Origin of the sequence: Chitinophaga tropicalis (genome assembly GCF_009758205.1) — a bacterium.
GTDB lineage: Bacteria > Bacteroidota > Bacteroidia > Chitinophagales > Chitinophagaceae > Chitinophaga > Chitinophaga tropicalis.
On sequence record NZ_WRXN01000006.1, the window covers coordinates 280,292 to 305,015 of the forward strand.

At 46.8% G+C, this 24,724-nt stretch carries 17 protein-coding genes; 14 read left to right on the top strand and 3 right to left on the bottom strand.

Annotated features, from left to right (window positions below; genetic code table 11):
• Positions 1-39: 39 nt before the first annotated feature.
• Entirely contained in the window at positions 40-1,725 is a 1,686-nt protein-coding gene (locus tag GO493_RS15800; RefSeq protein ID WP_157307174.1) for an LIC_10190 family membrane protein, read from the bottom strand.
• A gap of 10 nt (positions 1,726-1,735) precedes the next feature.
• Positions 1,736-2,482: a glycosyltransferase family 2 protein gene (locus GO493_RS15805; protein ID WP_157307175.1), complete on the bottom strand. Its 747-nt coding sequence runs from the start codon at positions 2,480-2,482 to the stop codon at positions 1,736-1,738.
• Positions 2,483-3,414: 932 nt separating this feature from the next.
• On the opposite strand from GO493_RS15805, the gene GO493_RS15810 reads away from it, so the two are divergent.
• The 6 genes from GO493_RS15810 (at position 3,415) to GO493_RS15835 (ending at position 11,282) form a co-directional block, all read left to right on the top strand.
• A complete protein-coding gene (locus GO493_RS15810) occupies positions 3,415-4,578 on the top strand; it encodes a Gfo/Idh/MocA family protein (RefSeq protein ID WP_157307176.1) in 1,164 nt (387 codons plus the stop codon).
• Between the two features lie 30 nt (positions 4,579-4,608).
• Complete coding sequence (locus GO493_RS15815) at positions 4,609-5,661, top strand: sugar phosphate isomerase/epimerase family protein (protein WP_157307177.1); 1,053 nt, start codon at positions 4,609-4,611, stop codon at positions 5,659-5,661.
• 149 nt (positions 5,662-5,810) lie between these two features.
• A complete protein-coding gene (locus tag GO493_RS15820; protein ID WP_157307178.1) occupies positions 5,811-6,227 on the top strand; it encodes a c-type cytochrome in 417 nt (138 codons plus the stop codon).
• Positions 6,228-6,349: 122 nt separating this feature from the next.
• Positions 6,350-7,063 carry a 3-keto-disaccharide hydrolase gene (locus GO493_RS15825; protein ID WP_157307179.1) on the top strand — a complete coding sequence of 238 codons (714 nt, stop codon included), beginning with the start codon at positions 6,350-6,352 and terminating at the stop codon, positions 7,061-7,063.
• Positions 7,064-7,078: 15 nt separating this feature from the next.
• Positions 7,079-7,834, top strand: coding sequence for a ThuA domain-containing protein (locus GO493_RS15830; protein ID WP_198315729.1), 756 nt, complete (start codon positions 7,079-7,081; stop codon positions 7,832-7,834).
• A 31-nt stretch (positions 7,835-7,865) separates the two neighbouring features.
• Positions 7,866-11,282: a ThuA domain-containing protein gene (locus GO493_RS15835; RefSeq protein ID WP_157307181.1), complete on the top strand. Its 3,417-nt coding sequence runs from the start codon at positions 7,866-7,868 to the stop codon at positions 11,280-11,282.
• A 65-nt stretch (positions 11,283-11,347) separates the two neighbouring features.
• Here GO493_RS15835 and GO493_RS15840 read toward each other — a convergent pair whose 3' ends face one another.
• Positions 11,348-11,734, bottom strand: coding sequence for a transmembrane 220 family protein (locus GO493_RS15840; protein ID WP_157307182.1), 387 nt, complete (start codon positions 11,732-11,734; stop codon positions 11,348-11,350).
• Between the two features lie 290 nt (positions 11,735-12,024).
• Here GO493_RS15840 and GO493_RS15845 point away from each other — a divergent pair, with 290 nt between their 5' ends.
• The 8 genes from GO493_RS15845 to eboC all read left to right on the top strand — a co-directional run bounded on the left by GO493_RS15845 (position 12,025) and on the right by eboC (position 24,604).
• Positions 12,025-13,425, top strand: a complete 1,401-nt coding sequence (locus tag GO493_RS15845; RefSeq protein ID WP_157307183.1) for an RtcB family protein — start codon at positions 12,025-12,027, stop codon at positions 13,423-13,425.
• Between the two features lie 3 nt (positions 13,426-13,428).
• Positions 13,429-14,043, top strand: a complete 615-nt coding sequence (gene prfH, locus GO493_RS15850; RefSeq protein WP_157307184.1) for a peptide chain release factor H — start codon at positions 13,429-13,431, stop codon at positions 14,041-14,043.
• 496 nt (positions 14,044-14,539) lie between these two features.
• The gene (locus GO493_RS15855; protein ID WP_157307185.1) at positions 14,540-17,791 is read left to right on the top strand and encodes a SusC/RagA family TonB-linked outer membrane protein; all 3,252 of its coding nucleotides are present in this window, start codon (positions 14,540-14,542) and stop codon (positions 17,789-17,791) included.
• A 61-nt stretch (positions 17,792-17,852) separates the two neighbouring features.
• Positions 17,853-19,649, top strand: coding sequence for a RagB/SusD family nutrient uptake outer membrane protein (locus GO493_RS15860; RefSeq protein ID WP_157307186.1), 1,797 nt, complete (start codon positions 17,853-17,855; stop codon positions 19,647-19,649).
• A 119-nt stretch (positions 19,650-19,768) separates the two neighbouring features.
• Positions 19,769-21,244, top strand: coding sequence for an FG-GAP repeat domain-containing protein (locus GO493_RS15865; RefSeq protein WP_157307187.1), 1,476 nt, complete (start codon positions 19,769-19,771; stop codon positions 21,242-21,244).
• Between the two features lie 364 nt (positions 21,245-21,608).
• The gene (locus GO493_RS15870; protein WP_157307188.1) at positions 21,609-22,496 is read left to right on the top strand and encodes an EboA domain-containing protein; all 888 of its coding nucleotides are present in this window, start codon (positions 21,609-21,611) and stop codon (positions 22,494-22,496) included.
• A gap of 108 nt (positions 22,497-22,604) precedes the next feature.
• Positions 22,605-23,591 carry a TatD family hydrolase gene (locus tag GO493_RS15875; RefSeq protein ID WP_198315730.1) on the top strand — a complete coding sequence of 329 codons (987 nt, stop codon included), beginning with the start codon at positions 22,605-22,607 and terminating at the stop codon, positions 23,589-23,591.
• Positions 23,592-23,680: 89 nt separating this feature from the next.
• A complete protein-coding gene (gene eboC / locus GO493_RS15880) occupies positions 23,681-24,604 on the top strand; it encodes a UbiA-like protein EboC (RefSeq protein ID WP_232538864.1) in 924 nt (307 codons plus the stop codon).
• The last annotated feature ends 120 nt before the right edge of the window (positions 24,605-24,724 follow it).

The window sequence follows — 24,724 nt, forward strand, 5'->3', positions numbered from 1 at the left end:
GTGTGAGTTTCTATACTGCAACACATTTATATTTTTATATTATTGCACAGGAGCAAAACCATCCGCCAGAGAACTCCCTCTCATCTTAATCCCTGTTGGCAGATGATCTACACAAGGCAGTGGATTATCCCAGCATAATTCCGTAGCCACAGGAACATACATAAGGAAAGGAGCTTGTTGCGTATTAACAGGCTGTATTGTATATGGAGCAGGTGTTATCCAGTTTTGTTTTGAAACAGAAGTGATCAGTCCCTCAGCTGCAAAAGCCCTGTGAAGACGTGCCTGCAGGAAAAGCGTACCTGTTTCAAATAACAGTGCAGCAAATAATGCAAGCGTAAAAACAGTTTTCTTCTGAAGAGCAGGTATGCAGAGCACAGCTGTCAGCACCAGCAACGGCGCCAGGTAACTATAACCAAAACGAGGGTCCGGAGCCTGTATGATCCAGAAACACAGTCCCAGCATCAGGAAAAGATAGAGCGACAGAAAACCCGCCGGCAGCTGCTTACGGCGCAGGAACACTATCAGCGGAGAAATAAAAGCACACAATACCATCACCTTATCATATATACGCAGATTCTGCATAAACCAGGCACTGAAACGCTGTATGACAGAGTCTGACATCAGCCGTTCCACATCCGCAGTACGGTAAAAGGCAAATGATGTAATATGAAGCCTGAGCGTATGTATAACGCTTGCCGGCACTTCCCAGCCGGTATGAAAGAATGCCGGCAGCTGCATAGGATATACCGGGTAACCTGTAAGGATAATATTGCGTACCACCCAGGGCCCCATGATCAATACAGCCGGCACAAGTAACAAGGCAAACTGCACAACCTGTTTTTTACGAAGCAACTGAAGGTACAGTATAGCTGTCAGCAGTAATATCGGGACCGCAGATATTTTTACAGTAACCAGGTAGATAGGTGCCAGCAGCAGGAATACACTGTCTGCCCCTTCTGTGAGCGATTCCCTGCGGGCGCTTTGCTCCAGCCATACCAGTATAACCAGCAGGCCTATATAAAATACAGGCAGATCAGCAGCAGGAGCAATGATATTATATACACAGAGCTGTGGCATGTTGATCATAACCAGCAGACCTGTTTTCAGAAAAGTAATAAAAGGAGAATCCTGTTTGCCGGGAAGCATGTACAGTACTGTGAGCAGGTACAGTGCACCATTCAGGTGATTATCCCCCGTGCCGGTAAACCAGGAGAAGTTAAATACGGCAGCCAGCACATGCCAGTGGGAATTCAGCCCGAAACGGTAATGCAGGTTGGCAAGCCCCGGTACAACGGGATAATGCTGTATCCACTTAACAAATTGCGCATAGTAAAGCCCCTCATCATATGTGAAGGATTGCTGAGCCGAAAGATATGTCACATATAATACCGCTGCCAGGAAGAACAGCTGTATACCCGGAGATGCGCTGCGCGCCCGTTGCACATAAACACTCACCTCAGCATTAATACTGCTTCGCTGTAACAGGTAGAAGACAACAGCGCCTGCCAGTATAATAACATGAGCAGTGGCCGCTATCGGCATAAAGAGTGAAAGGATGGCTCCCAGCGCAGTAATGCCAAAGAAGCCCGTCAGCGCCGTAAGTGCAAAGGACGGCCGTGCTGCTGTGTTCTTCAGTACTTTATTATGTAATAACTGCTGTATAGGATATCCATACAGGTATGACAGTATGATAATATACAGGAACTTTAAAAGCAGGAACAGCATGGCCGTTTATTTAGTTGAGCTCAATCCGGCGTTTTTGCCTGGAGAAGATATTGTATTTAATAATGCAATAGATAGCACGGAAACCATCTTTATAGTTGATCTTCTTACCTTCCGCATAAGTACGGCCATAATAGGCTATACCTACCTCATAAATACGGATGCCCTGTACGCGGGCTATTTTGGCGGTAACTTCCGGTTCAAACCCAAACCGGTTTTCCTTCAGATCTACCTGTTTGATGATATGACTGCGGAACAGCTTATAGCATGTCTCCATATCCGTCAGGTTCAGGTTGGTCAACGCATTGGAGAGAGAGGTCAGTATCTTGTTGCCTATAGTATGCCAGAAGAAAAGGATACGGTGAGGACCTTCTCCCATAAAACGGCTGCCGTATACAATATCAGCCACGCCTTTCAGCATAGGTTTCAGCAGCTTGTTAAATTCCTCCGGGTCGTATTCCAGGTCAGCATCCTGTATAATAGTGAAGTCGCCGCTGGCTTTCTGTATACCCGTGCGCAGGGCGGCGCCCTTGCCCAGGTTTACCTCATGTCGTACATATTGCAGCTTTACATGCGGATAGGCAGCGCTGAACCGGGCTACTTCCGCACCGGTATTATCTTTTGAATGATCATCCACTACCACCAGTTCCTTCTGTACATTTCCGATAAGGGTTACAGCCTGTACACGCTCAAGTATATCATAGATATATCTCTCTTCATTGTACGCAGGAATGATCACGGAAAGCAGGTATTCTGACATAATGACAATTTTCTATTGAGGATTACCCCTAAATGTCCGCAAAGAAGCAAAAAAAGTATGTAGAAAAAAAATATTAAATAAGTAACATAACGGGCTGTTTAAATATAACCAGACGGAAAGCCCCCTTTCAAAAAGAACTTTCACCCCAAAAGGCAGGTTAACTTATGCCCCGTCCAAAGTATAGATACTGTAGGGATACTTCCACTCAAAGCCTACTATAAAGTATGGATAGTGTATGCATTGCGGTATCACTTTAGCGCCACAGTGCTTTCTGAAAGAAAGTAGTACTTTCCATCTGCAGCTCCCCCTCTATAGCTGTCAGAAACAGCACACAACCTTCTCATCATCTCCACATCAAATCCATGTCAAAGGCGTGGTGCAAAGCACGTTCCAGGCTTATTCTAAGCATGTTCCCCCCACTTCTGAGCACAGTCCCCAAAAATCTTCATTTATTAACGACTGCTTAACACCTTTATTTGTTACAACATTTTACCTTTACATCATTAGGGTTTTCATAGGATAGTAAAACAAGAGCCGGGTAGTCTTATTTGGCTCTTCTTTTTTTTATAACCCCTTGTTTCCAAATTGATTATCTCCTGCTTCTTAAGATCCTTCCCCGCCTTTTTTCCAGGTATAAAGTTGTGCAGAATAGTGTTATTTATAACACTTTCGTAGGATAATTTTCTATCAGGTTGTAGAGGTTACCCCTCAATTCCTCAGAAAAATATCACATGAAAATGTGCATGGAGTTTTCTACATTTAAGGATTTATATTTGCAAGCCTGGTCTCAGCTGTTGAAAAACGTTATGATGTAGTGTGCCCGCAGATACTGCACTGCCAACTGGTGTAGCTGAAGTAAACGTTATTTCCGCGTTAATTAATTAAACAACTGACAACTCAAATCCTATTATAAAGAATTAAAAGTTTTGCCAATGAACCGTAAGTTAAGAATGGGAATGATCGGGGGCGGTAAAGATGCCTTCATCGGTGCTGTTCACCGTATAGCAGCCAATATGGACGGGCTGATAGAGCTGAAAGCAGGCGCCCTGAGCGTTAATCCTGAAGTAGCTATTGAATCCGGAAAGCTTATCTTCCTTGACCCTGCCCGTACGTATACTGATTACAAGACCATGCTGGAAAAAGAAGCCGCTTTGCCTGAAGGAGAAAGGCTCGACTTCATCACCATCGTTACTCCCAACTTCGCCCACTTCGAGCCCGCTATGCTGGCGCTGGAAAATGGTTTTAACGTGGTGATAGAAAAACCCATCACCTTCACTCTCGAAGAAGCAAAGCAGCTGAAAGCTAAAGTTGAGCAGACAGGTCTTTCCCTGCTGCTGACCCACACTTACACCGGTTACCCAATGGTAAAACAGGCCCGCCGCATGATAGCAGACGGAGCCCTTGGAAAGGTCCGCAAGATATGGGTGGAATATCCCCAGGGCTGGCTCAGCAAACCGGCAGAAAAAGAAAGCGCCGGCGCCGCCTGGAGAACAGACCCCAAACGTTCCGGCAAAAGCGGCTGTATGGGAGACATAGGCACCCACGCCGCTAACCTGGCCGAATATATCAGCGGCGCTAAAATAGACCAGATGTGCGCCGACCTGAACATTGTTGTGGAAGGCCGCGGACTGGATGACGACGGCGCCGTACTGCTGCGTTTTGATACCGGCGCTACCGGAGTGCTCATGGCATCCCAGGTGGCTGCAGGTGAAGAGAACGCCCTCAAAATAAGGGTATACGGAGAAAAAGGCGGCCTGGAATGGGCACAGCATGAGCCTAACACCCTGCTGGTAAAATGGCTGGACAAACCTGCAGAGATCTACCGCGCAGGTGGAAACTATGGCGGCCACCTGAGCAGCTACGCTGTACACAACACACGTACTCCCGGCGGACACCCGGAAGGCTACCTGGAAGCCTTTGGCAACCTGTACCGCAACTTTGCCCAGACATTACAGGCTAAGATCAATGGTACCACCCCTTCTCCTGAATCACTGGACTTCCCCGGCGTTGCAGAAGGCGTACGTGGCATGGCGTTTATCGACAACGTAGTACGTTCCAGCCAGAGCACTGAAAAGTGGACCAAATTCGAAATCTGATCTTCTCATTCCACATAAATAACCAGATACATGAAAACGATCAAAGGACCCGGGATCTTCCTGGCGCAGTTCCTGGGGGACAGCGCTCCTTTCAATACCCTGGAGAATATCTGTAAATGGGCTGCCAGCCTCGGATTTAAAGGGGTACAGATCCCTACCAACGATCCTAAGATCCTGGACCTGCAGAAGGCGGCCGAAAGCAAGACCTATGCAGATGAGATCAAAGGCATTGTAAATGCTGCCGGACTGGAAATTACCGAACTGTCCACGCACCTGCAGGGACAACTGGTAGCCGTTCACCCGGCATATAATGAACTGTTTGACGGCTTCGCGCCTGCTGATAAGCGGAACAACCCCGCTGCCCGCACAGAATGGGCCATAAACCAGATGAAATATGCAGCCAAAGCCAGCCGTAACCTCGGACTGAATGCGCACGCTACTTTCAGCGGCTCTCTGCTGTGGCATACAGTATATCCATGGCCTCAGCGTCCCGCCGGACTGGTAGAGACCGGTTTCAAAGAACTGGCCAAACGCTGGCTGCCTATCCTCAACGAATTTGAAGAGAACGGCGTAGACGTCTGCTATGAGATCCACCCCGGAGAAGACCTGCACGACGGAGCTTCCTACGAACGCTTCCTCGAAGCAACCGGCAACCACAACCGTGCCTGCCTCCTCTACGATCCCAGCCATTTTGTACTGCAATGCCTGGATTACCTGCAATACATCGACATCTATCATGAAAAGATTAAAATGTTCCATGTAAAGGATGCAGAATTCAATCCTACAGGCCGCTCCGGCGTATATGGAGGTTACCAGGGATGGATAGACCGCCCCGGCCGCTTCCGCTCCCTCGGCGACGGACAGGTAGACTTTAAAGCCATATTCAGTAAGCTCACCCAATACGATTTTTCCGGTTGGGCCGTTATGGAATGGGAATGCTGTATCAAACACCCGGAAGATGGAGCAAGAGAAGGCGCGCCTTTCATCAAAGATCACATTATCCGCGTTACTGAAAAGGCATTTGACGACTTTGCAGGTACAGGGGCTGACGAAGCCATGAACAGGAAAATACTGGGCCTGTAAACTGTAAATACGAACATGAAAAAAGATGGACATAGGGACTATTTACCGGCTATCATATTCGTGAGGCCGGACAAGGTATTTTCATGATTCGTCACTATTTTTACCCATAGTCAAATTTGTATTTAGGAACTTATAAACGATTGAAAAAAATGAGAATGCGTTTTTTGGCGCCTGTAGTATTAAGTGCAGTATTACTTGCCGCTTGCGGCGGTGGAAGCGACAGCAAAACCACTGAAACTGAAAAGAAAGAAGCTTCCAGCGAAGCGCCTGTAGACAATTCAATGGTAGATACCAAGGCAGCCGAGGCAGCAGCATCGAAAGGTGCAGGACTGATAGAGCAGAAAGATTGCAAAACCTGCCATAAAGTAGATACCAAACTGGTAGGCCCGGGCTACAAGGAAGTAGCACAGAAATATGAAGCTACAGATGCCAATATAGAGATGCTGGCAGACAAGATCATCAGCGGTGGCAGCGGTCACTGGGGTGAAGTGGCAATGACGCCGCATGCCGACCTCTCCAAAGACGATGCGAAAGAAATGGTGAAGTATATCCTCTCATTGAAATAGAGGATGGCCCCCGTGGCCCCCATTATTTTTTATTTTATTAAGTGGTCTCTCAACTTTCAATATACCGTTAGTCTGCAAGCTCTCAGCCTGCAGACTAACGGTCCTTAAAAAAACTCATTGCAATGAAGCATTTTATTCCCGTTCTGGCACTCAGTCTGATCACTGTTTCTACCTCAGCTCAAAAATTAAACACACTTACCAAACAGGAAAAAGCCGCTGGCTGGAAACTGTTATTCAATGGCGCCAACACCGATGGCTGGCATACCTACCAGAAGAAAGAAGCCAGCGCAGCCTGGAAAGTAGAAGATGGGGCCCTGGCACTGGATCAGCAGGCTAAGAAAAACGGAGCTCCCGGTGGTGATCTCGTTACCAACGATGAATATGAAAACTATGAACTGACCCTGGAATGGAAGATTTCAGAAGGCGGTAACAGCGGTATCATTTTCAGCGTACACGAAGCGCCTGAGTTTAGCGCTACTTACCTGACCGGCCCCGAAATGCAGGTGCTGGACGACGCAAAACACAAAGACGGAAAGATCGTTAAACACAACTCCGGCGATCTGTATGACCTGAAGAAATCAACATCCTTCGCAGCAAAACCTGTAGGAGAATGGAACAAAGTGAAGATCAGGAAGAAAGACGGTAAACTCACCTTCTGGCTCAACGGTACCAAAACAGTGGAAACAACTATGGGCACAGATGAATGGAAAGAGTTAGTTGCCAACAGCAAGTTCAAGACCTGGAAAGGTTTCGGGGAATATGCAAAAGGCCACATCGCCCTGCAGGACCATGGTGATGGCGTATGGTACCGCAATATCAAAATCCTCGTGCTGTAATAATCAACTATGAACATGAAGATCCTCCACGTAAAGAAATATATACTGCCGGCATTGCTTTTGTCAATGCTGGCAGCTTTTCCCCTGGCAGCCGCAATTGCCAAAGCTAAACCCAGGCTGCTCGTATTCTCCAAAACCGCCGGCTTCCGGCATGACTGTATCCCCACAGCCAGGCTGGCCGTGATAAACCTCGGAAAAGAAAACGGGTTTAGTGTGGATACCACGGAAGACGCCTCCGTATTCAATGACAAAAATTTAAAGAAGTATGCCGCCGTATTGTTCCTCAACACTACCGGCGATGTACTGAATGATGAACAACAGGCTGCTATGGAAAAATATATCCATAACGGCGGCGGTTATATGGGGATCCATGCAGCAACAGACACAGAATACGGCTGGCCCTGGTATAATAAACTGGCCGGCGCCTGGTTTACCAGTCACCCGAAACAGCAGGAAGCTACCCTGCTGGTGGTAGACAGGAATAACGGCGCTACAAAACACCTCCAGGAGAAATGGGTACGGAAAGACGAATGGTACAATTTCAAAGACCTGAACCCTGACGTACACGTGCTGATAAAAATAGATGAAAGCTCTTATGAAGGCGGCACCAACGGAACAGAACATCCCATGTGCTGGTACCATGATTTTGAGGGTGGACGGGCTTTTTATACTGAACTGGGACATACTAAAGAGTCCTATGCTGATCCGGTATACCTGCAGCATGTGCTGGGCGGGCTTCGTTACGCGATGAACATACGATCGAAAGACTAAACATAATATGTAAATCAACATAAAAACCATCATGCAAATCAGGTATGCTATTATCCTGCTGGCATTACTGGGAACAGTAATGTCCGGCTGCCAGAAGAAAACCCGGCCAGGAAACCCCAGAGTACTGGTATTTACAAAAACCGCGGGTTTCCGCCACGCCTCTATACCGGCTGGAATAAAAGCTATTCAGCAATTAGGAAAAGAAAATGGCTTTGAAGTAGACACTACAGAAAATGCCGGCTACTTCACAGAAGACTCCCTGCAGAAATACGCTGCAGTCATTTTCCTCAACACCACCGGCGATGTACTGAACAACTACCAGGAAGCTGACTTTGAAAGATATATACAGTCCGGCGGTGGTTATGTAGGCGTGCACGCCGCCACAGATACCGAATATGAATGGGGATGGTACGGCCTGCTGGCCGGCGCTTATTTCGACAACCATCCTGCCGGTACTCATAAGGCTACCCTGAAAGTAAAAGACAAAACATTCCCCGCTACCGCACAATTGCCCGATACCTGGGAACATACTGATGAGTGGTACAATTTTAAGAAGATCAACAAGAATACGCACGTACTCATCACAGTGGACGAGAAAACGTATGAAGGTGGCGCCAACGGTCCTGATCATCCTATCAGCTGGTACCATGAATATGACGGTGGCCGCGCATTCTACACAGAACTGGGGCACACCGAAGAATCCTATAAAGAAGATAACTTCCTGAAACACCTGTTGGGCGGTATCAAATATGCAATAGGCAAAAATAAAGTACTGGAGTACAGTAAGGCTACAACCTTACGCGTACCTGAAGAGAACCGTTTCACAAAGAATGTGCTGATCAGCGGAGAATTCTTTGAACCAACGGAAATGACTATACTGCCCGACCTGAATATCCTCATTGCACAGCGCAGGGGAGAGATCATGTACTTCGATCAGTCAACACATAAATTGTCACAGGTAGGTTTCCTGCAGGTATATTATAAAGCAGAAGTGCCTAATGTGAACGCAGAAGAAGGTGTACTGGGACTTTGCGCCGATCCCGATTTCGCCAGCAACCATTATGTATATATCTATTATTCTCCTGCAGATACTTCTGTAAACCGCTTATCGCGCTTTAAGTTTGAGAATAATACGCTCGATACATCTTCAGAAAAGATCATCCTCCAGCTATATTCACAACGTAATATCTGCTGCCATACCGGCGGTTCTATTACTTTCGGCCCGGGCAACCTGTTATATCTTTCTACAGGAGATAACAGCACGCCTTTCGATGAACCTGGACAGAAATACGTGACCAACGGCTATGGCCCGCTGGATGACCGTCCTGGGCACCTGCAATATGATGGTCGCCGCACTTCCGCCAACACCAACGATCTGAGAGGAAAGATACTCCGTATAAAGCTCAACGAAAATGGTACTTATACCATCCCCGAAGGCAACCTCTATAAAAAAGGCACCGACAAAACCCGCCCGGAAATATTTGCAATGGGTACCCGTAACCCATACCGTATTTCGGTAGACAGAAAGAATGGCTACGTATACTGGGGTGAAGTAGGGCCTGATGCCAATAACGATGATCCGAACCGTGGTCCGCGGGGATACGATGAGATCAACCAGGCTAAGAAACCAGGCAACTATGGTTATCCTATGTTTGTAGGAAATAACTATCCCTACCGGCTGTATAACTATGAAACCGGTGAAAGCGGCCCTCCGTTCGATCCTGCAAAACCAGTTAACAACTCCCGCAATAATACCGGTCTCAAAGACCTGCCACCTGCACAGCCGGCATTTATCTGGTATCCATACGCAAAATCGCCCGACTTCCCGTCTATGGGTAGCGGCGGACGTAATTCCATGGCTGGCCCCATATACTATACTGAATTTTATCCCAAAGAGACCCGTCTCCCGGATTATTATAACAACAAGTTCTTTATCTATGACTGGATGCGTGGCTGGATCAAGGCTGTGACGTTTGACAAGGACTTTAACCTGTCCAAGACAGAGCCTTTCATGCCCAATACGAAGTTCAATGCTATCATAGATATGGAAATGGGGCCCGATGGCCGTCTTTACCTGCTGGAATATGGTAACGGATGGTTCAGCAAGAATAAAGATGCCGGATTAGCCCGTATTGACTACAACGGTGGTAACCGTGCCCCCGTAGCAGATATCCACGCAGATAAACTTTCCGGCGGATTGCCGTTCAAAGTAAAGCTGAGTGCCCGAGGTTCTTCAGATCCTGATGGCGATAAGCTCACTTACCTCTGGTACCTGGGTAATGGCAACAAGAGAGAGACGAAAGAACCTGAAACAGAGGTGACTTACACCTCGCCCGGAGAGTATGCCGTTTCAGTAGAGGTGATAGATAATAAGGGCGCCAGCACCCGTAGTAAGGGCATTGCTTTATATGCAGGTAACGAAACACCGGAAGTAAAAGTGAGCATTGCCGGCAACAGTATGTTCTATTTCCCCGGCAAAAAGGTAGCTTATACCGTTACGGTAACTGATAAAGAAGATGGTTCTACTGCAGATGGTAAGATAGATGCCGCTAATCTCTTTATCAGGGCAGATTATATGGAAGGAAGTGATAAGGCCGGTATCCCGCAGCAGGGCCACCAGGTTATTACAGGCGCTATTGCAGGAAAGAACATGGTAGAATCCGGCGATTGTAAAACCTGTCATAAAGCAGATGAGAAATCCATAGGTCCTTCTTTCAAAGAAGTGGCAGAGAAATATAAAGATGATCCTAAAGCGCCGGACTACCTGGCAGACAAGATCATCAAAGGCGGTGCCGGCGTATGGGGAGAAACAGCTATGTCTGCACATCCTACTATTACACAGGTGGAAGCGCATCAGCTGGTGGAATATGTGATGTCTTTAGCCGGAGGTAATAAACAGCCAGCCTCCCTTCCTGCAATAGGAACTGTGGACGCAACAGCAGGCAAACCGGAGAAAGATAACGGTGTGCTTTACCTGATGGCAAGCTATACTGATAAAGGAGGCCCGGGCATTCGTCCTATTACAGGCAGTGCCACAGCCACTTTACGCAGTCCGAAACTGCCGGCAAATGGTTTTGATAGATCAGACGGCGTATCTGTATTTGAAGCAGAAGGTATGAAACTGTTGATACCAGCTTCTAACGGATGGGTGGCTTACAATGATCTTGACCTGGCCGGTATCAGTGGTATCAATGTATTATACTTTACACAGGAAGCATTGCAATATGGTTATATCGTAGAAGCAATGCTGGATAAAATAGATGGCGCTAAACTGGGAGAAGTAACAATAGGCGTAGGAGCAAAAGCGAAAATGCCTAATTCAGCTATAATGAGCTTTGCGCCTGTAGCAGACGGAAAGAAGCATACACTGTATTTCCGTATCAAAGCTGCAGATGCGGCAGAGAAGACCGCGTTGGGAATCCTGAATTTCCAGCTGTTGGTTAAATAGATAAAGTAAAAGTGATGGTTATGAAAGGCCGGCCTGTTTCCAGGCCGGCTTTTTAATTTCTTGTTTTATTGCTGCTGCTTTTTTTGCAGCTTCCCTGCATAAGCATAGTTGATCATCAGCACTATAATAAGAATGGCCAGGCCAAAGAACTCCCGGGTTTCTTCTATCCATGGTGTTGATGCCTTCATTGTTCCCGCAATGTTCTCTCCATGATGTTCAACAGCCCAGTCTATGACACCGTTTTTATCAAAGAACAGGTATGCTGCATAAGCCAGGTAGATGAAAATTCCTATAACATAAGCGCTTCTGTAAAAACGTTTACGCGCCGCAAGATAACAACAGACTGCTCCGAAAAGATAAATAGGCATCCATACGTAAGGATCAGGATCGTTATATTGAAGACCTGCAAAAACAATGAAGAGGATACAAAAGATGATATTGAAGATTTTCATTTTTTTTATTTAGATAGTCACACCGTCGCGAAAAATAAATTTAATTTTCAGCAGCCACAACGAAGATAATCAGAAAAAAACATACCTTTGCGCCCGTATTCCTTATTTCTTCACTTCTAAAAACAAAAGGAATCATGACAGAACGTATTCACATATCACCCTTTCTGCCCGCTGCCTAACAGCATCAGCTTCTCATTTCTATGCCTGTTAGCCTCCATGAACTGCATCCGCAGAAAGGGTATGCCATGCAATTAACATAATTATCAGCATACAATTTATTACATACCCACATGGGCAATTTACGTACAAAAGAACTGAGCAAGCTCGGTTACACGGATGACCGTGCCCGTAGCCTTGTCATCAATATTATTTCAAAACATTTCAAACATCATACAAAAGAGCAGCTGACAGCTATGCTCACAGCTATCAAAGAACATCCGGAACAATTTATAACAGATACGATTGTCGGAAAGATAGCAGAGACATTTGTTGATAAAGAAGAGGAATGTCATCACCAGTCATTCTCATTATTACAGGAAAAAGGACAACTGCATATCTATGGTGGAAAAGAGATAGAACATTCCGCCAAGCAGCAGATGGAAACAGCCATGTCATTACCTGTAACGGTACAGGGCGCACTTATGCCGGATGCACATACCGGTTACGGCTTGCCGATAGGCGGCGTGCTGGCAGCAAACAATGCAGTAATACCTTATGCTGTAGGAGTGGATATCGGTTGCCGTATGGCTTTATCTATTATAGATGAAGGCGAAAGCTTCCTGAAACGCTACAGCTACCAGGTAAAAATGGCACTGAAAGAATGCACGCATTTCGGCATGGAAGGCGGCCTGGAAATAAAACAGGAACATCCCGTACTGGACCATCCTGCATTCCATGCCACAGACCTGCTGAGGCAGCTGCAAAGCAAAGCCGCCCGTCAGCTGGGTAGTTCCGGCAGCGGAAACCATTTCGTGGAATTAGGGATAATCACATTATCTGAAGATAATTCCCTTGGCTTGCCAGCAAAAGATTACCTGGCACTGTTATCCCATTCCGGTAGCCGCGGACTGGGAGCCAACATCGCGCAGCATTATACAGCCATTGCAATGGACACCTGCAGACTGCCCCGCGAAGCAAAACAACTGGCCTGGCTGGATATGAATAGCGAAGCAGGGCAGGAGTACTGGTTGAGCATGACACTGGCTGGCGACTATGCCAAAGCCTGTCATGACAGGATCCATATCAACATGCTGAAACAGCTGGGATTACAAAGACTGGTCACTGTAGAGAACCATCACAATTTTGCCTGGAAAGATGAATTGCCGGATGGACGAAATGTGATCATTCACCGGAAAGGCGCTACACCGGCACATAAAGGTGAGATGGGCATTATTCCCGGTAGTATGACCACTGCCGCCTACCTGGTGTCTGGTAAAGGTGTGGAACACTCTTTATACTCCGCTTCCCACGGCGCAGGCAGAGCGATGAGCCGCAAACGCGCCAGGGAGAGTATGACAGTTTCCGGTTTAAAGAAAATGCTGGCAACTGCCGGCGTCACTTTAATAGGCGGCAGCGTGGAAGAAAATCCGCTGGCCTATAAGGACATAGAACAGGTAATAGCTGCACAGCAGGAGCTGGTAGCTGTAGAGGGGCGCTTTATGCCCCGTATTGTAAGAATGCATAAAGAATAACAGATGGACAATTTAATTATACAGGTAACATCCGGCCGCGGACCAGCAGAATGTACCAGGGTAGTAGCCCGGGTAGTGGAACTGATGATGAAGGAAGCCAAGGCGGCCGGAATAGAAATTACAGTGCTGGAAAGTAAAAAGGGTGATCTGAAAGGCACCCTGCTTTCCGCCCTGCTGAAAGCAAAAGGTACCAACCTGGAAAGTTTCATCCGCCAATGGAAAGGAACGGTACAATGGATAGCCGAAAGCCCCTACCGTAAATTCCACAAACGTAAGAACTGGTTTGTAGGAGTGGAAGTATTCGATATGAAGGAACAGCTGAAGTGGAATCCTAAAGATGTAAAGCTGGAATCCTGCAGGGCCTCCGGTCCCGGCGGACAGCACGTAAACAAAGTAGAAACCGCTGTCAGGGGTACACACATTCCTTCCGGTATCCAGGTACTGGCAATGGACAGTCGTTCGCAGCTGCAGAACAAACAGCTTTGCCTGGAAAGACTGGAAGCAAAATTTATGACCTGGCAGATGGAACAGCTGGTAAAGCAACAGCAGGACCAGTGGCAGGAACATAATGAGCTGGAAAGAGGAAGGGCGGTGAAAGTGATCTCAGAGAGATTGTAATCGTTTGAGTAAATGTTATCAGCAGCAAAAACAGGGATACACGGTTTTGCTGCTGATACTTTATTCTTATTTCCTGATTAAAAATTTACCTGTTGGTCTTGCTTAAATTAAACGAATGTCATACCTTGTTCTATAGTTAACAATAGAATTTTTAGTGTTTGTTTAAAAAACCAAGATCTAATTCCATGTTTTTTTCCTAAATATTTAATTTAATGTTAGCACGTATATGAAGACAATCAACTGTAGTTAGCAGAGGGCTTGTGTGTTTAAGTTTTAGTTCCCGTTTTTGAATCGACCGGATGTAGCATCGTTAGCGGCATTGTTTACGCGTTGCAATGACCGCAAAGAAACTTTAGTCAACAGCAAGGAATAAACCTAAAACCCTTTTCAGACCCGGATGGGCCATGACTGGCTCGTTTCATCTTTCTGTGCCCTTCGTCCCTGCAGGGAAGAGGACGGACAGGGCATTTATTAACTAAAAAAAATGTATCACGTTATGAAGAGACATGTCTACCGCACAATTGCGTGGTGCTGGCTATTGTTGTTGCTGGCCGACAGCGCATTCGCACAGACCAGGATTACAGGGAAGGTAACGGACCAGGCGTCCGGAAACCCTTTGCCCGGTGTAACCGTTGCCGTTAAAAATTCTGCCAGGGGAACTGCTACAGATCCCAGTGGTAATTTCAGTCTGGCTGCCAAAAAAGGAGAAACCCTTGTATTCTCATTTGTAGGATTCACTCAACAGGAAGTAGTGGTAGGGGACGCTGCCCAGTTGAATGTAACCCTTAGCGAAAAAGTAGGATCGCTGGATGAAGTGGTAGTAACCGGTTATGCCACTCAGCGTAAAAAAGACCTCACAGGCGCCGTATCTGTCGTAAATGTAGACCAGATCAGCCGCCAGCCCACAGCACAGGTAAGCAACCAGCTGCAGGGCCAGGTATCAGGTATCACCGTACTGGGCTCCGGTCAGCCGGGCGAAGAACCACAGGTACGCATCCGTGGTGTGAATACCTTCGGAAATAATACCCCCCTTTACGTTATTGACGGAGTACCCACTCAGAACATCATCGACCTTAACCCCTACGACGTAGCCACCATGCAGGTACTGAAAGATGCAGGTTCTGCATCTATCTATGGTGCAAGAGCGGCCAACGGCGTGGTGATCATCACCACCAAAAGAGGAAAGTCCGATGGTAAGGTCAGAGTAACATACGATGCCTACTATGGCACCCAACGCCCTAAAGGCGGCAACGTATGGGACATCCTCAGCTCACAGGAAATGGCCAATCTGAAATGGATGGCCCTGAAAAATACAAACCCCAACGTGGTATATAATGATGCATTGTACGGTAGCGGAGCTACCCCCGTACTGCCTGATTATATTGCCCCTGGAGGTTTGAAAGAAGGAGATCCTGGTGTAGATCCCGCCAAATATTTTGTAAACCCCAACTATAAAAATCCTTCTGACCTGGATGGATTCTACCGCATCACCCGTGCCAATAAAGGCGGTACTGACTGGTTCCATGAAATATTCAAACCAGCCATGATCACCAGCCATAACTTATCTGTAAGCGGTGGCGGAGATAACGGCAGCTACTACCTGTCCTTCTATTACTTCAATCAGAAAGGCACACTGCTGAACACTTATTTAAAACGTTACTCTATTCGCTCCAACAGCCACTTCAATGTAGGCAAACATGTACGTATTGGCGAGAATCTGGAGTTTTCCGTAATAGATAACCCACAGATAGATCCGTTGACAGAAGGAAGCGCCATCGGTATGGCATTCCGTGAACAACCTATTATCCCCGTACGTGACATCAAAGGGAATTTCGCCGGCTCATTCAGCACCAACGGCGCACAGCTGGGTAATGCCCGCAACCCCGTGGCTGTTCAGGACCGTACCCGCGAAAACAGGGGGCTCGGTAACCGCTTGTTCGGTAACGTATATGCTGAAGCAGACATCCTGCAACACTTTACTCTCCGTACAAGCTTTGGTGGCGAGGTCTATTCTGCTTCCACTCATAACTTCACTTTCCCTGAATATGAGAACGCAGAGAATGACAAGGTGAACGCTTATACCGAAGGTTCCAGCAATGGTTACAACTGGACCTGGACCAACACGCTGGCATATTCCCAGAACTTCAACAAAGTACATGACATCAAAGTACTGGTAGGTACTGAAGCATATGATAACCGTGGCCGTACCCTGACTGGTACTACACAGGGATATTTCATCTTTGACCCCAACTTCACCAGCCTCTCTACCGGTACTGGTACTGTTACCAATGGCAGTGGTACTTTTACTGACGGGCTGTTCTCAGTATTCGGCCGGTTGGATTACGGCTTGCTTGACAAATACCTGATCGGTGCCGTTATACGCCGTGATGGTTCCAGCCGTTTCGGCGCCAACTACAGGTACGGTTGGTTCCCTGCGGTGAGCGCAGGCTGGCGTATCTCTCAGGAAAGCTTCCTGAAAGATGTATCCTGGCTCTCTGACTTAAAGATCAGAGGCGGATATGGTATCATGGGTAACCAGCTGAATGTGGAATCTGCCAACGCATTCACTCAGTATGGTCTGAACAAAGGCTCTTCCTTCTATGATATTAACGGTACGTCCAATACCCTGGTATCCGGTTTCATGAAGACACATATCGGTAACCCGGACGCTAAATGGGAAAGCAATATCAACTCCAACATCGGTATCGATGCAACGCTTTTCAGAGGTAAACTGGAAGTAAGCGCAGACTATTACAAGAAGAAAGTAAAAGATCTGCTGTATAAGCCTGAAATTTCAGGAACCGCCGGCCGTACTGATCCGCCTACAGTTAACATCGCAGAAATGCAGAACCAGGGTATTGATATCTCTGTTACCGCTACCGGTGTACACCTCACAAAAGACCTGGTGCTGAAGGCTAACGCTACGTTGACCACTTACAAGAACGAGATAGTAAGCATCTCTCAGGATGCGCCTTACTTTGACCAGGAAGCCCGCCGTTTCAATGGTAACTTCATTATCCGCAATGCTGTTGGCCATCCTATCTCCAGCTTCTACGGGTATAAAGTGGCCGGCTTCTGGAATAGCGCCCAGGAGATCACTGCCGCTAATGAAGAAGCACAGAAAGCTACAAACAACCCCAATGCTATCTATCAGACAGGTCTTGCTGTAGGCCGCTTCCGTTATCAGGATACCAACAAAGACGGACAGATCACTGAGGCTGACCGTACCTTCATCGGTAACCCAAATCCTGACTTCAGCTATGGCCTGAACCTGGAACTAACCTATAGGAACTTCGATTTCACAGTGTTCTTCTATGGTGTAAAAGGTAATGAGATCTGGAACCAGGTACGTTGGTGGACAGACTTCTATCCTTCCTTTGCCGGCGCCAAGAGCAAAACAGCACTGTACGATTCCTGGAGGCCTGACCACACCAATGCCAAAGCGCCTATACAGGAAAATGAAGGTTCTTTCAGCACCAACACAGTGCCTAACTCTTTCCTGGTTGAGAACGGATCTTATCTGCGCGCCAAGAATATGATGCTGGGTTACACATTGCCTTCATCTGTATTAAAACGCGCCGGTATAGAACGCTTCCGTATTTATGTACAGGCAGCGAACCTGTTCACTATCACCAAATACACCGGTATTGATCCTGAGATCACAGGCGGTACCACCAACTTTGGTATTGACGAAGGTGCTTACCCGAACCAACGCCAGTTCCTGGTTGGTGTGAATGTTGGGTTCTAATCTTCTTACTAACGTAAATGGTTATGTTAAGAATTTCAGAGATCATCAAAATCTATCTAAAATGAAACGGAATATCATACAGTCAAAATATATATTGTTTATTGCGGTAATAGCCATGGGCCTGTTACTCGACTCCTGCAGCAAGAGCTTCCTGGAGCGCGATCCGCGGGGAGCACTGAAGGAAAGTGATGTTGCCAGTAAAGATGGTATTGCTCAGCTGCTGATAGGTGCATATGCTGCACTGGACGGTCAGCAGGATGGGAATGCCGTTATCGGTGGTGGTAACCCCTGGGAAGCTGCTCCCAGCAACTGGATCTATGGTAGCGTTGCTGCCGGCGATGCACATAAAGGTAGCGATGCAACTGACCAGCCACCTATCAGCCTGATAGCAACGGGTCAGTTTGATGCCAGCAATGGTTTCTTCAACACAAAATGGAAGGTATTGTTTGATGGTGTTGTACGCACAAACGTGATACTTTCCCTGTTACCTGAAGTAACAGATATGTCTGAAGCAGATAAAACAGCCGTAACTGCTCAGGCGCGTTTCCTGCGTGGTCACTATTATTTCGAGCTCAGGAAGATATTTAAGAAAGTGCCCTGGGTGGACGAGACCATGATCAAGGATTACAAACAGCCTAACAATGCCGATATATGGCCTAAAATAGAAGCTGATTTCAAATACGCATATGATAACCTTCCTGCAAAACAGGATCAGGTAGGACGTGCTAATAAATGGGCCGCTGCCTCTTACCTGGCCAAAACATATGTTTTCCAGAAGAAATATGCAGATGCTAAGCCGCTGTTCGATCTTATCACTACTCAGGGAAGTACTTCCAATGGCCTGACCTATGCGTTGACGCCCCGCTTTGAAGATAACTTCGACTCTGAGAAGAAGAACAATTCTGAGTCTGTATTTGCCATCCAGATGACGGCTAACAACGGTACAGGGCAGATAGCTAATTCCAATGCCGGTGAAATGCTGAACTTCCCCTACAACAGTCCTTTCGGCTGCTGCGGATTCTATCAGCCTACACAGGAACTGGTAAACTCTTATCGTACCAATGGCCAGGGCCTGCCTTACCTGGATGATTACAATGATCATGCAGTAAAGAGCGATATGGGCATACTGTCTACCTCTCCTTTCACGCCCGATGCCGGTACGCTGGACCCAAGACTGGACTGGACAGTTGGTCGCCGGGGAATACCATACCTGGACTGGGGAAATCATCCCGGCCGTTCATGGGTGCGTGATCAGACTTATGCCGGTCCTTATGCTCCCAAGAAGAATGTTTACTGGCAGTATAACCAGGATAAATACAAAGATCCTAATACATGGGCGCCTGGTTCCGCTATCAATATTGTGCTGATCCGTTATTCTGATGTACTGCTGCAGGCAGCAGAAACAGAAGCAGAATTAGGTAACTATGACGCTGCACAGGTGTATGTGAATATGGTCAGGACAAGAGCCGCCAATCCGCAGACACAGGTGTACAAGTACATCGACGACAGCAAACCAATGGGAGGTTTCTCTAATACTCCTGCAGCTAATTATCTCGTATCTCCATATCCGGCAGGAGCCTTTGCAGGTGGTGGTAAAGCCTATGCGTTAAAAGCAATTTATTTTGAGCGTAAACTGGAACTGGCAATGGAAGGTCAGCGTTATTTTGACCTCGTTCGCTGGGGTACAGCTCAGACAGAACTGACCAAATACTTTACCTATGAGTCCAAAATCACTACAGATCTTGGAGGGGCGAAGTTTGTACCGGTTCGTAATGACTACTATCCTGTTCCTCAGCGTCAGATTGACCTGAGCTTCAAGGATGGCGCACTGACGCTTGAGCAGAATGAAGGCTATTAAGAGAGTCTATTTTTAACGAAGAGGAAAAGGAAGGGTTCCGGCCATGCTGGGACCTTTCCTGTTTTTAAGTATATTTGAGAATAGCTGAATGTCAATCAACCAAATTCCACTTTAGTATTGTGAAGACACTATTTCCCCTGATCTTACTCATGCTGTCAGCATGCACCACTCGCACCACCACAGAAACAGAAAGAGGAGAAGCCCTCGCAGAACGTTACTGCGGCAGCTGCCACCTGCCTGTTTCACCGGCATTACTGGATAAAAAGACATGGACAGAACATGTGCTGCCCGCTATGGGAGAAAAACTGGGGATTGGCGTCTGGCAGGGAACAGAATACTTTGAAAAGAAAGGGGCCACTATCAGCTTTAAAGACTGGAAAACCATAGTAGCCTATTATAAAACCCTGGCGCCAGACAGCCTGCAGGCTGCAAAAGCAGATCCCTTACAGGAAGGTCCGGCATTATTCAGCATAAGAAAACCACAATGGAAGGATACTACGCACACCGCCTCCACTACAATGGTAGCAGTCAATCCTTTTAACGGCAGTATCTTCTCATCTGGAGAGAACGGCGAACTATCACGCTGGGACAGCACTCTGGCGCCCCATGAAGTAATGGCGTTACAATCTCCCGCAGTAGATATTTCCTGGCGTAGCGCAGATACGGCACTGCTGACCTGCATAGGTAATTTACGGGCAATAGATGCGCCACAGGGCACGCTATGGGAAATATACTCCCATGCCCCTGCCGCAGAACAGGTAAAAACAATAGGCCTGGGACTACCCCGCCCGGTCCAAAGCCTCCCTGCAGATTTTAACAGGGACGGACTGACAGACTACCTCGTTTGCGGCTTCGGACATGACTATGGAGGCCTGTATGTCCTCCGGCAAACAACAGAGAACGATTACCAGAAACGCCCTGTATGGGAAGTACCAGGTGCCATCCACGCCATTGTAAACGATTTTGACGGCGACGGCTGGCCGGATATCATGGCATTGTTTGCCTACGGAGATGAAGGTATCTGGCTGTTTCAGAACGACAAAAAAGGAGGGTTCAAACAGCGTAACCTGCTGAAGTTCCCGCCCGTATACGGCTCTACCAGCTTTCAGGTCACCGATCTCAATAAAGATGGAAAACCGGATATTATCTATACCTCCGGCGATAACGGCGACTATTCCATGGAACTGAAACCCTTCCACGGCGTATATATCTACCTCAACAAAGGAGACTTTAAATATGAACAGGCCTGGTTTTACCCGATCAACGGCTGCACAAAAGCCATTGCGGCAGATTTCGACCAGGACGGGGACCAGGACATTGCCACTATCGCTTTCTTTGCAGACCATAAACACCACCCTGCAGAGCGTTTCATCCTCTTTGATCAAACAGGCACAATGCAGTTTAAACCTTGTGTATTCCCGGAAATAACGGCATTGGGAAGATGGATCTGTATGGACGCAGGAGATGTTGACAGGGACGGAGACATTGATATTGTGCTGGGAAACTACTCAAAAGGGTTTATGATACAAGAAGATTTTCACCCCGACTGGAATATTAACACACCCCTTATTCTGCTTCAAAATAAAACAAAATGAATGAGTTACAGCTACTCTGTTTAAAAATAGCAAGCCGGTAGATGATGATTTTTCGCAATCAATTGCAGTTGTAACAAATAAAATACTTATATTGCATAAGAACTTCAGGTAAAAATCTAAATCGATGCTACAACTCCAGGTGGCATTATTATTTTTTCCGGGTTATATATTAGAAATTTTCAGGCAATACTCTTTGCAGGATATTGTTTTTTAAGATACTCCTGATTGAACTAATCAGGTTTTAGAATGGCGGAAGGAGAGGCACAGCGTGCCTCTCTTTTATTTTACACACCTTCCGTCATTCTTTAGCTGGAATTATTAGTATATTCTTTTAATTTTAGCGCTGTATAAATCAACCTGTGCGATGGAAAATGTATATCATTATGATAGGTATAAAGTATGCGATACTCTCTATAAGGTAATTGAACAAAACGTTACGGAACAGGTGCTTAGCTGGTTACAACAACAAAAGGCCCGGTTAGAGGAAGCCGGCAGCATCCTTCAGTTTAACCTTACATTCACCGCAATTTCAAGACAAACCGGAAAACAGGTTATCAGTCTTTCTCCTGAAGATGCTGCATTACTCGCAGCCAATAACATTTTCATACAAGGATATACGTTAGACAGGCTGGCAAGGGTATGGTGGTTATTACAATTCCCGGCAGATGACAGGGAAGTGTACATAAAAACCATTGAAGGCCTGTTTGATGCTGCCGATATGAATGAGCTGGCTGCTCTTTACGGAGCATTACCTCTGCTGGCATGGCCAGGAGCCTGGACAGCCCGTACAGCTGAAGGTATCCGTTCTAATATTGGTACCGTGCAGGACGCCATTATGCTGGAGAATGCCTATCCCGCAGAATATCTGCAGGAAGCTGCATGGAACCAGCTGGTAATGAAGGCTATTTTTACAGAAAAGCCAATACACCGGATAATAGGTTTAGACAGACGTGCCAACCCTCAACTCGCTGCAGTGCTTAGCGATTATGCGCATGAACGCTGGGCCGCCGGCAGGACGGTAAATCCGCAATTATGGCGCCTGATTGGCCCGTTTATTGACCAAACCTACTTTGCAGACATTGAAAGGGTTTGGAATTCTGAAAACAATATAGAGCACGAAGCTGCCGCTTTAGCATGTTTTGCCAGCTCCTATGCCCCTGCCAGGGAATTGCTGAAAAAGCACCCCGGAATGCAGGACGAAATTGCCCGGCAAACGATTACCTGGGATACCGTTGCTGCCCGTATAGCATAAACGTGTATCACACCTTCAATGTATATAATGTTAACTTGTACTGTTGCCGGCCACTCCGGTAAACAGGTACGAATTTATTTAACAGGTCTCAATTAAACAGAAACTGACATGTGTTGCAGTCATGAGTTAACCGGGAAGGAATTTCAGCCGGTAAGCGCTTCCCCCGCGTATATGGAAAGAATTAAAGGAATGCGTTTCTTCGACCCGCATATCCATATGACATCGCGTACCACAGACGATTACCAGGCGATGGCAGATGCAGGAATAACAGCTATCATAGAGCCCGCCTTCTGGCTGGGACAGCCACGTACAGGCATTGATACCTTCAGGGATTACTTCAATAGCCTGATAGGGTGGGAGCGTTTCCGTTCCTCACAGTTTGGTATCAAACACTACTGTACGATAGGACTGAATTCCAAAGAGGCCAACAATGAGAAGCTGGCCGAAGCCGTGATGGAAATACTACCACTTTTTATTTACAAAGAAGGTGTGGTAGGCGTAGGTGAAATAGGCTTCGATGACCAGACCGCAGCAGAAGAAAAATACTACCGCGCACAGCTGGAACTGGCTAAGGAAGCGGGTTTGCCAGTACAGATACATACCCCTCACCGCGATAAAAAGAAAGGCACGCAACGCAGTATGGACATTGCGCTGGAACATGGTTTGGACCCAAAAATGATAATAGTTGACCACAACAATGAAGAAACCGTCCAGGAAGTGCTGGACCGTGGTTTCTGGGCCGCATTTACTATTTATCCATTCACCAAAATGGGAAATGAAAGAATGGTAGAGATCGTAAAACAGTATGGTAGTGAACGCATAATGGTAAATTCTGCTGCCGACTGGGGCATCAGCGATCCGCTTGCAGTGCCTAAAACCGCCGCTCTCATGCACGAAAGTGGTATTGACTTGAATGATATTCATTTGGTAACTTTCCGCAATGCTATATCTGCTTTCGCCCAGAGCGGTCAGATCGATGAAGCAGATTTTGAATCGGTTAAAGACATCGATCAACGGTTGAAGTTTAATGGAAGTACAGTCCTGAGAGGCGGCCAGCAACCAAGAATAGATAAACAGTCTAATATTATTAGATAATCAGTTACGAATTGCGCGTTAAGAACAACTTATTCTGGTATGGGGGCAATTAACGCTGTCATTCCACAAGCTGCTGTTCGTAATACGCAATGGAGAAAACCCGTAGCCCGGTGAATTACATAGTAAGCAAATTGTTAGGATATTTACGTCTGATGCGGCCCGCCAATATTATCACTGCAATAGCAGATATATTGGCCGGAGTTGCTATTTCCGGCTTTCTGGGTGCTGAAGTTGCCAATTACCTTGATCACCTGCTCCCCATGATCTGCCTGTTCCTGGCCACTATAGGCCTCTACGGCGGAGGAGTGGTGTTCAATGACGTCATAGATGCAGAACTGGACAGGATAGAAAGGCCCGAGCGCCCTATTCCCAGTGGTATAATTTCCCGCCCCCAGGCCATCGTCCTTGGTAGCTACCTCTTCCTCGTAGGAGGACTGGCAGCCTTTTCCGTAGGAAAAAGCACCGGTTTCATTGCCCTTGCCATTATGATACTTGCATTAGTATACAACAAATGGGGCAAACACCATAACTGGGGGATTGTTAATATGGGACTCTGCCGCGGACTAAACCTCCTCATGGGCATCAGTGTCGTACCCTCCGTACTTTCCGGCTTCTGGTGGCTGGGGCTGATACCTGTAGTATATATTGCAGCTGTCACAGCTATCAGCAAAGGAGAAGTACATGGCGGGAAGCCACTTACACTCAGGATTTCTGCAGTATGTTACGCCCTGGTATGCGGTATAATACTGGTACTGGCTGTCATGAACAAACATATATGGGGAACAGTGCCCTTTATTGCACTGTTTGCTTTCATGATCTACCAGCCATTGTTTAAGGCCATGAAAGAGCCATCAGCACCTAACATAGGAAAAGCCGTTAAAGGAGGTATCATAGCATTGATTGCCATGAATGCAGCCTGGGTAGCCGCGTTTTCTACATTACCACATGCCTTGCTGGTACTGATCTTATTGCCGCTATCACTTGCCCTGGCAAGAATGTTCGCTGTTACCTGATCCTTTCCACCTGTCATGTGTTTAGCGTTATTCGTCATTCGTATTGTATTGCAGCATAAATAATTTTGTATTTTACTGGCTCGTAACAGGTCCGAATAAATTCACGTAAAATAAGACGAG

Bases quoted from the DNA above. Each gene is read 5' to 3' on its own strand.
- GO493_RS15800 (WP_157307174.1), bottom strand. From the start codon at position 1,725: ATGCTGTTCCTGCTTTTAAAGTTCCTGTATATTATCATACTGTCATAC.
- GO493_RS15805 (WP_157307175.1), bottom strand. From the start codon at position 2,482: ATGTCAGAATACCTGCTTTCCGTGATCATTCCTGCGTACAATGAAGAG.
- GO493_RS15810 (WP_157307176.1), top strand. From the start codon at position 3,415: ATGAACCGTAAGTTAAGAATGGGAATGATCGGGGGCGGTAAAGATGCC.
- GO493_RS15815 (WP_157307177.1), top strand. From the start codon at position 4,609: ATGAAAACGATCAAAGGACCCGGGATCTTCCTGGCGCAGTTCCTGGGG.
- GO493_RS15820 (WP_157307178.1), top strand. From the start codon at position 5,811: ATGAGAATGCGTTTTTTGGCGCCTGTAGTATTAAGTGCAGTATTACTT.
- GO493_RS15825 (WP_157307179.1), top strand. From the start codon at position 6,350: ATGAAGCATTTTATTCCCGTTCTGGCACTCAGTCTGATCACTGTTTCT.
- GO493_RS15830 (WP_198315729.1), top strand. From the start codon at position 7,079: ATGAAGATCCTCCACGTAAAGAAATATATACTGCCGGCATTGCTTTTG.
- GO493_RS15835 (WP_157307181.1), top strand. From the start codon at position 7,866: ATGCAAATCAGGTATGCTATTATCCTGCTGGCATTACTGGGAACAGTA.
- GO493_RS15840 (WP_157307182.1), bottom strand. From the start codon at position 11,734: ATGAAAATCTTCAATATCATCTTTTGTATCCTCTTCATTGTTTTTGCA.
- GO493_RS15845 (WP_157307183.1), top strand. From the start codon at position 12,025: ATGGGCAATTTACGTACAAAAGAACTGAGCAAGCTCGGTTACACGGAT.
- prfH (WP_157307184.1), top strand. From the start codon at position 13,429: ATGGACAATTTAATTATACAGGTAACATCCGGCCGCGGACCAGCAGAA.
- GO493_RS15855 (WP_157307185.1), top strand. From the start codon at position 14,540: ATGAAGAGACATGTCTACCGCACAATTGCGTGGTGCTGGCTATTGTTG.
- GO493_RS15860 (WP_157307186.1), top strand. From the start codon at position 17,853: ATGAAACGGAATATCATACAGTCAAAATATATATTGTTTATTGCGGTA.
- GO493_RS15870 (WP_157307188.1), top strand. From the start codon at position 21,609: ATGGAAAATGTATATCATTATGATAGGTATAAAGTATGCGATACTCTC.
- GO493_RS15875 (WP_198315730.1), top strand. From the start codon at position 22,605: ATGTGTTGCAGTCATGAGTTAACCGGGAAGGAATTTCAGCCGGTAAGC.
- eboC (WP_232538864.1), top strand. From the start codon at position 23,681: ATGGAGAAAACCCGTAGCCCGGTGAATTACATAGTAAGCAAATTGTTA.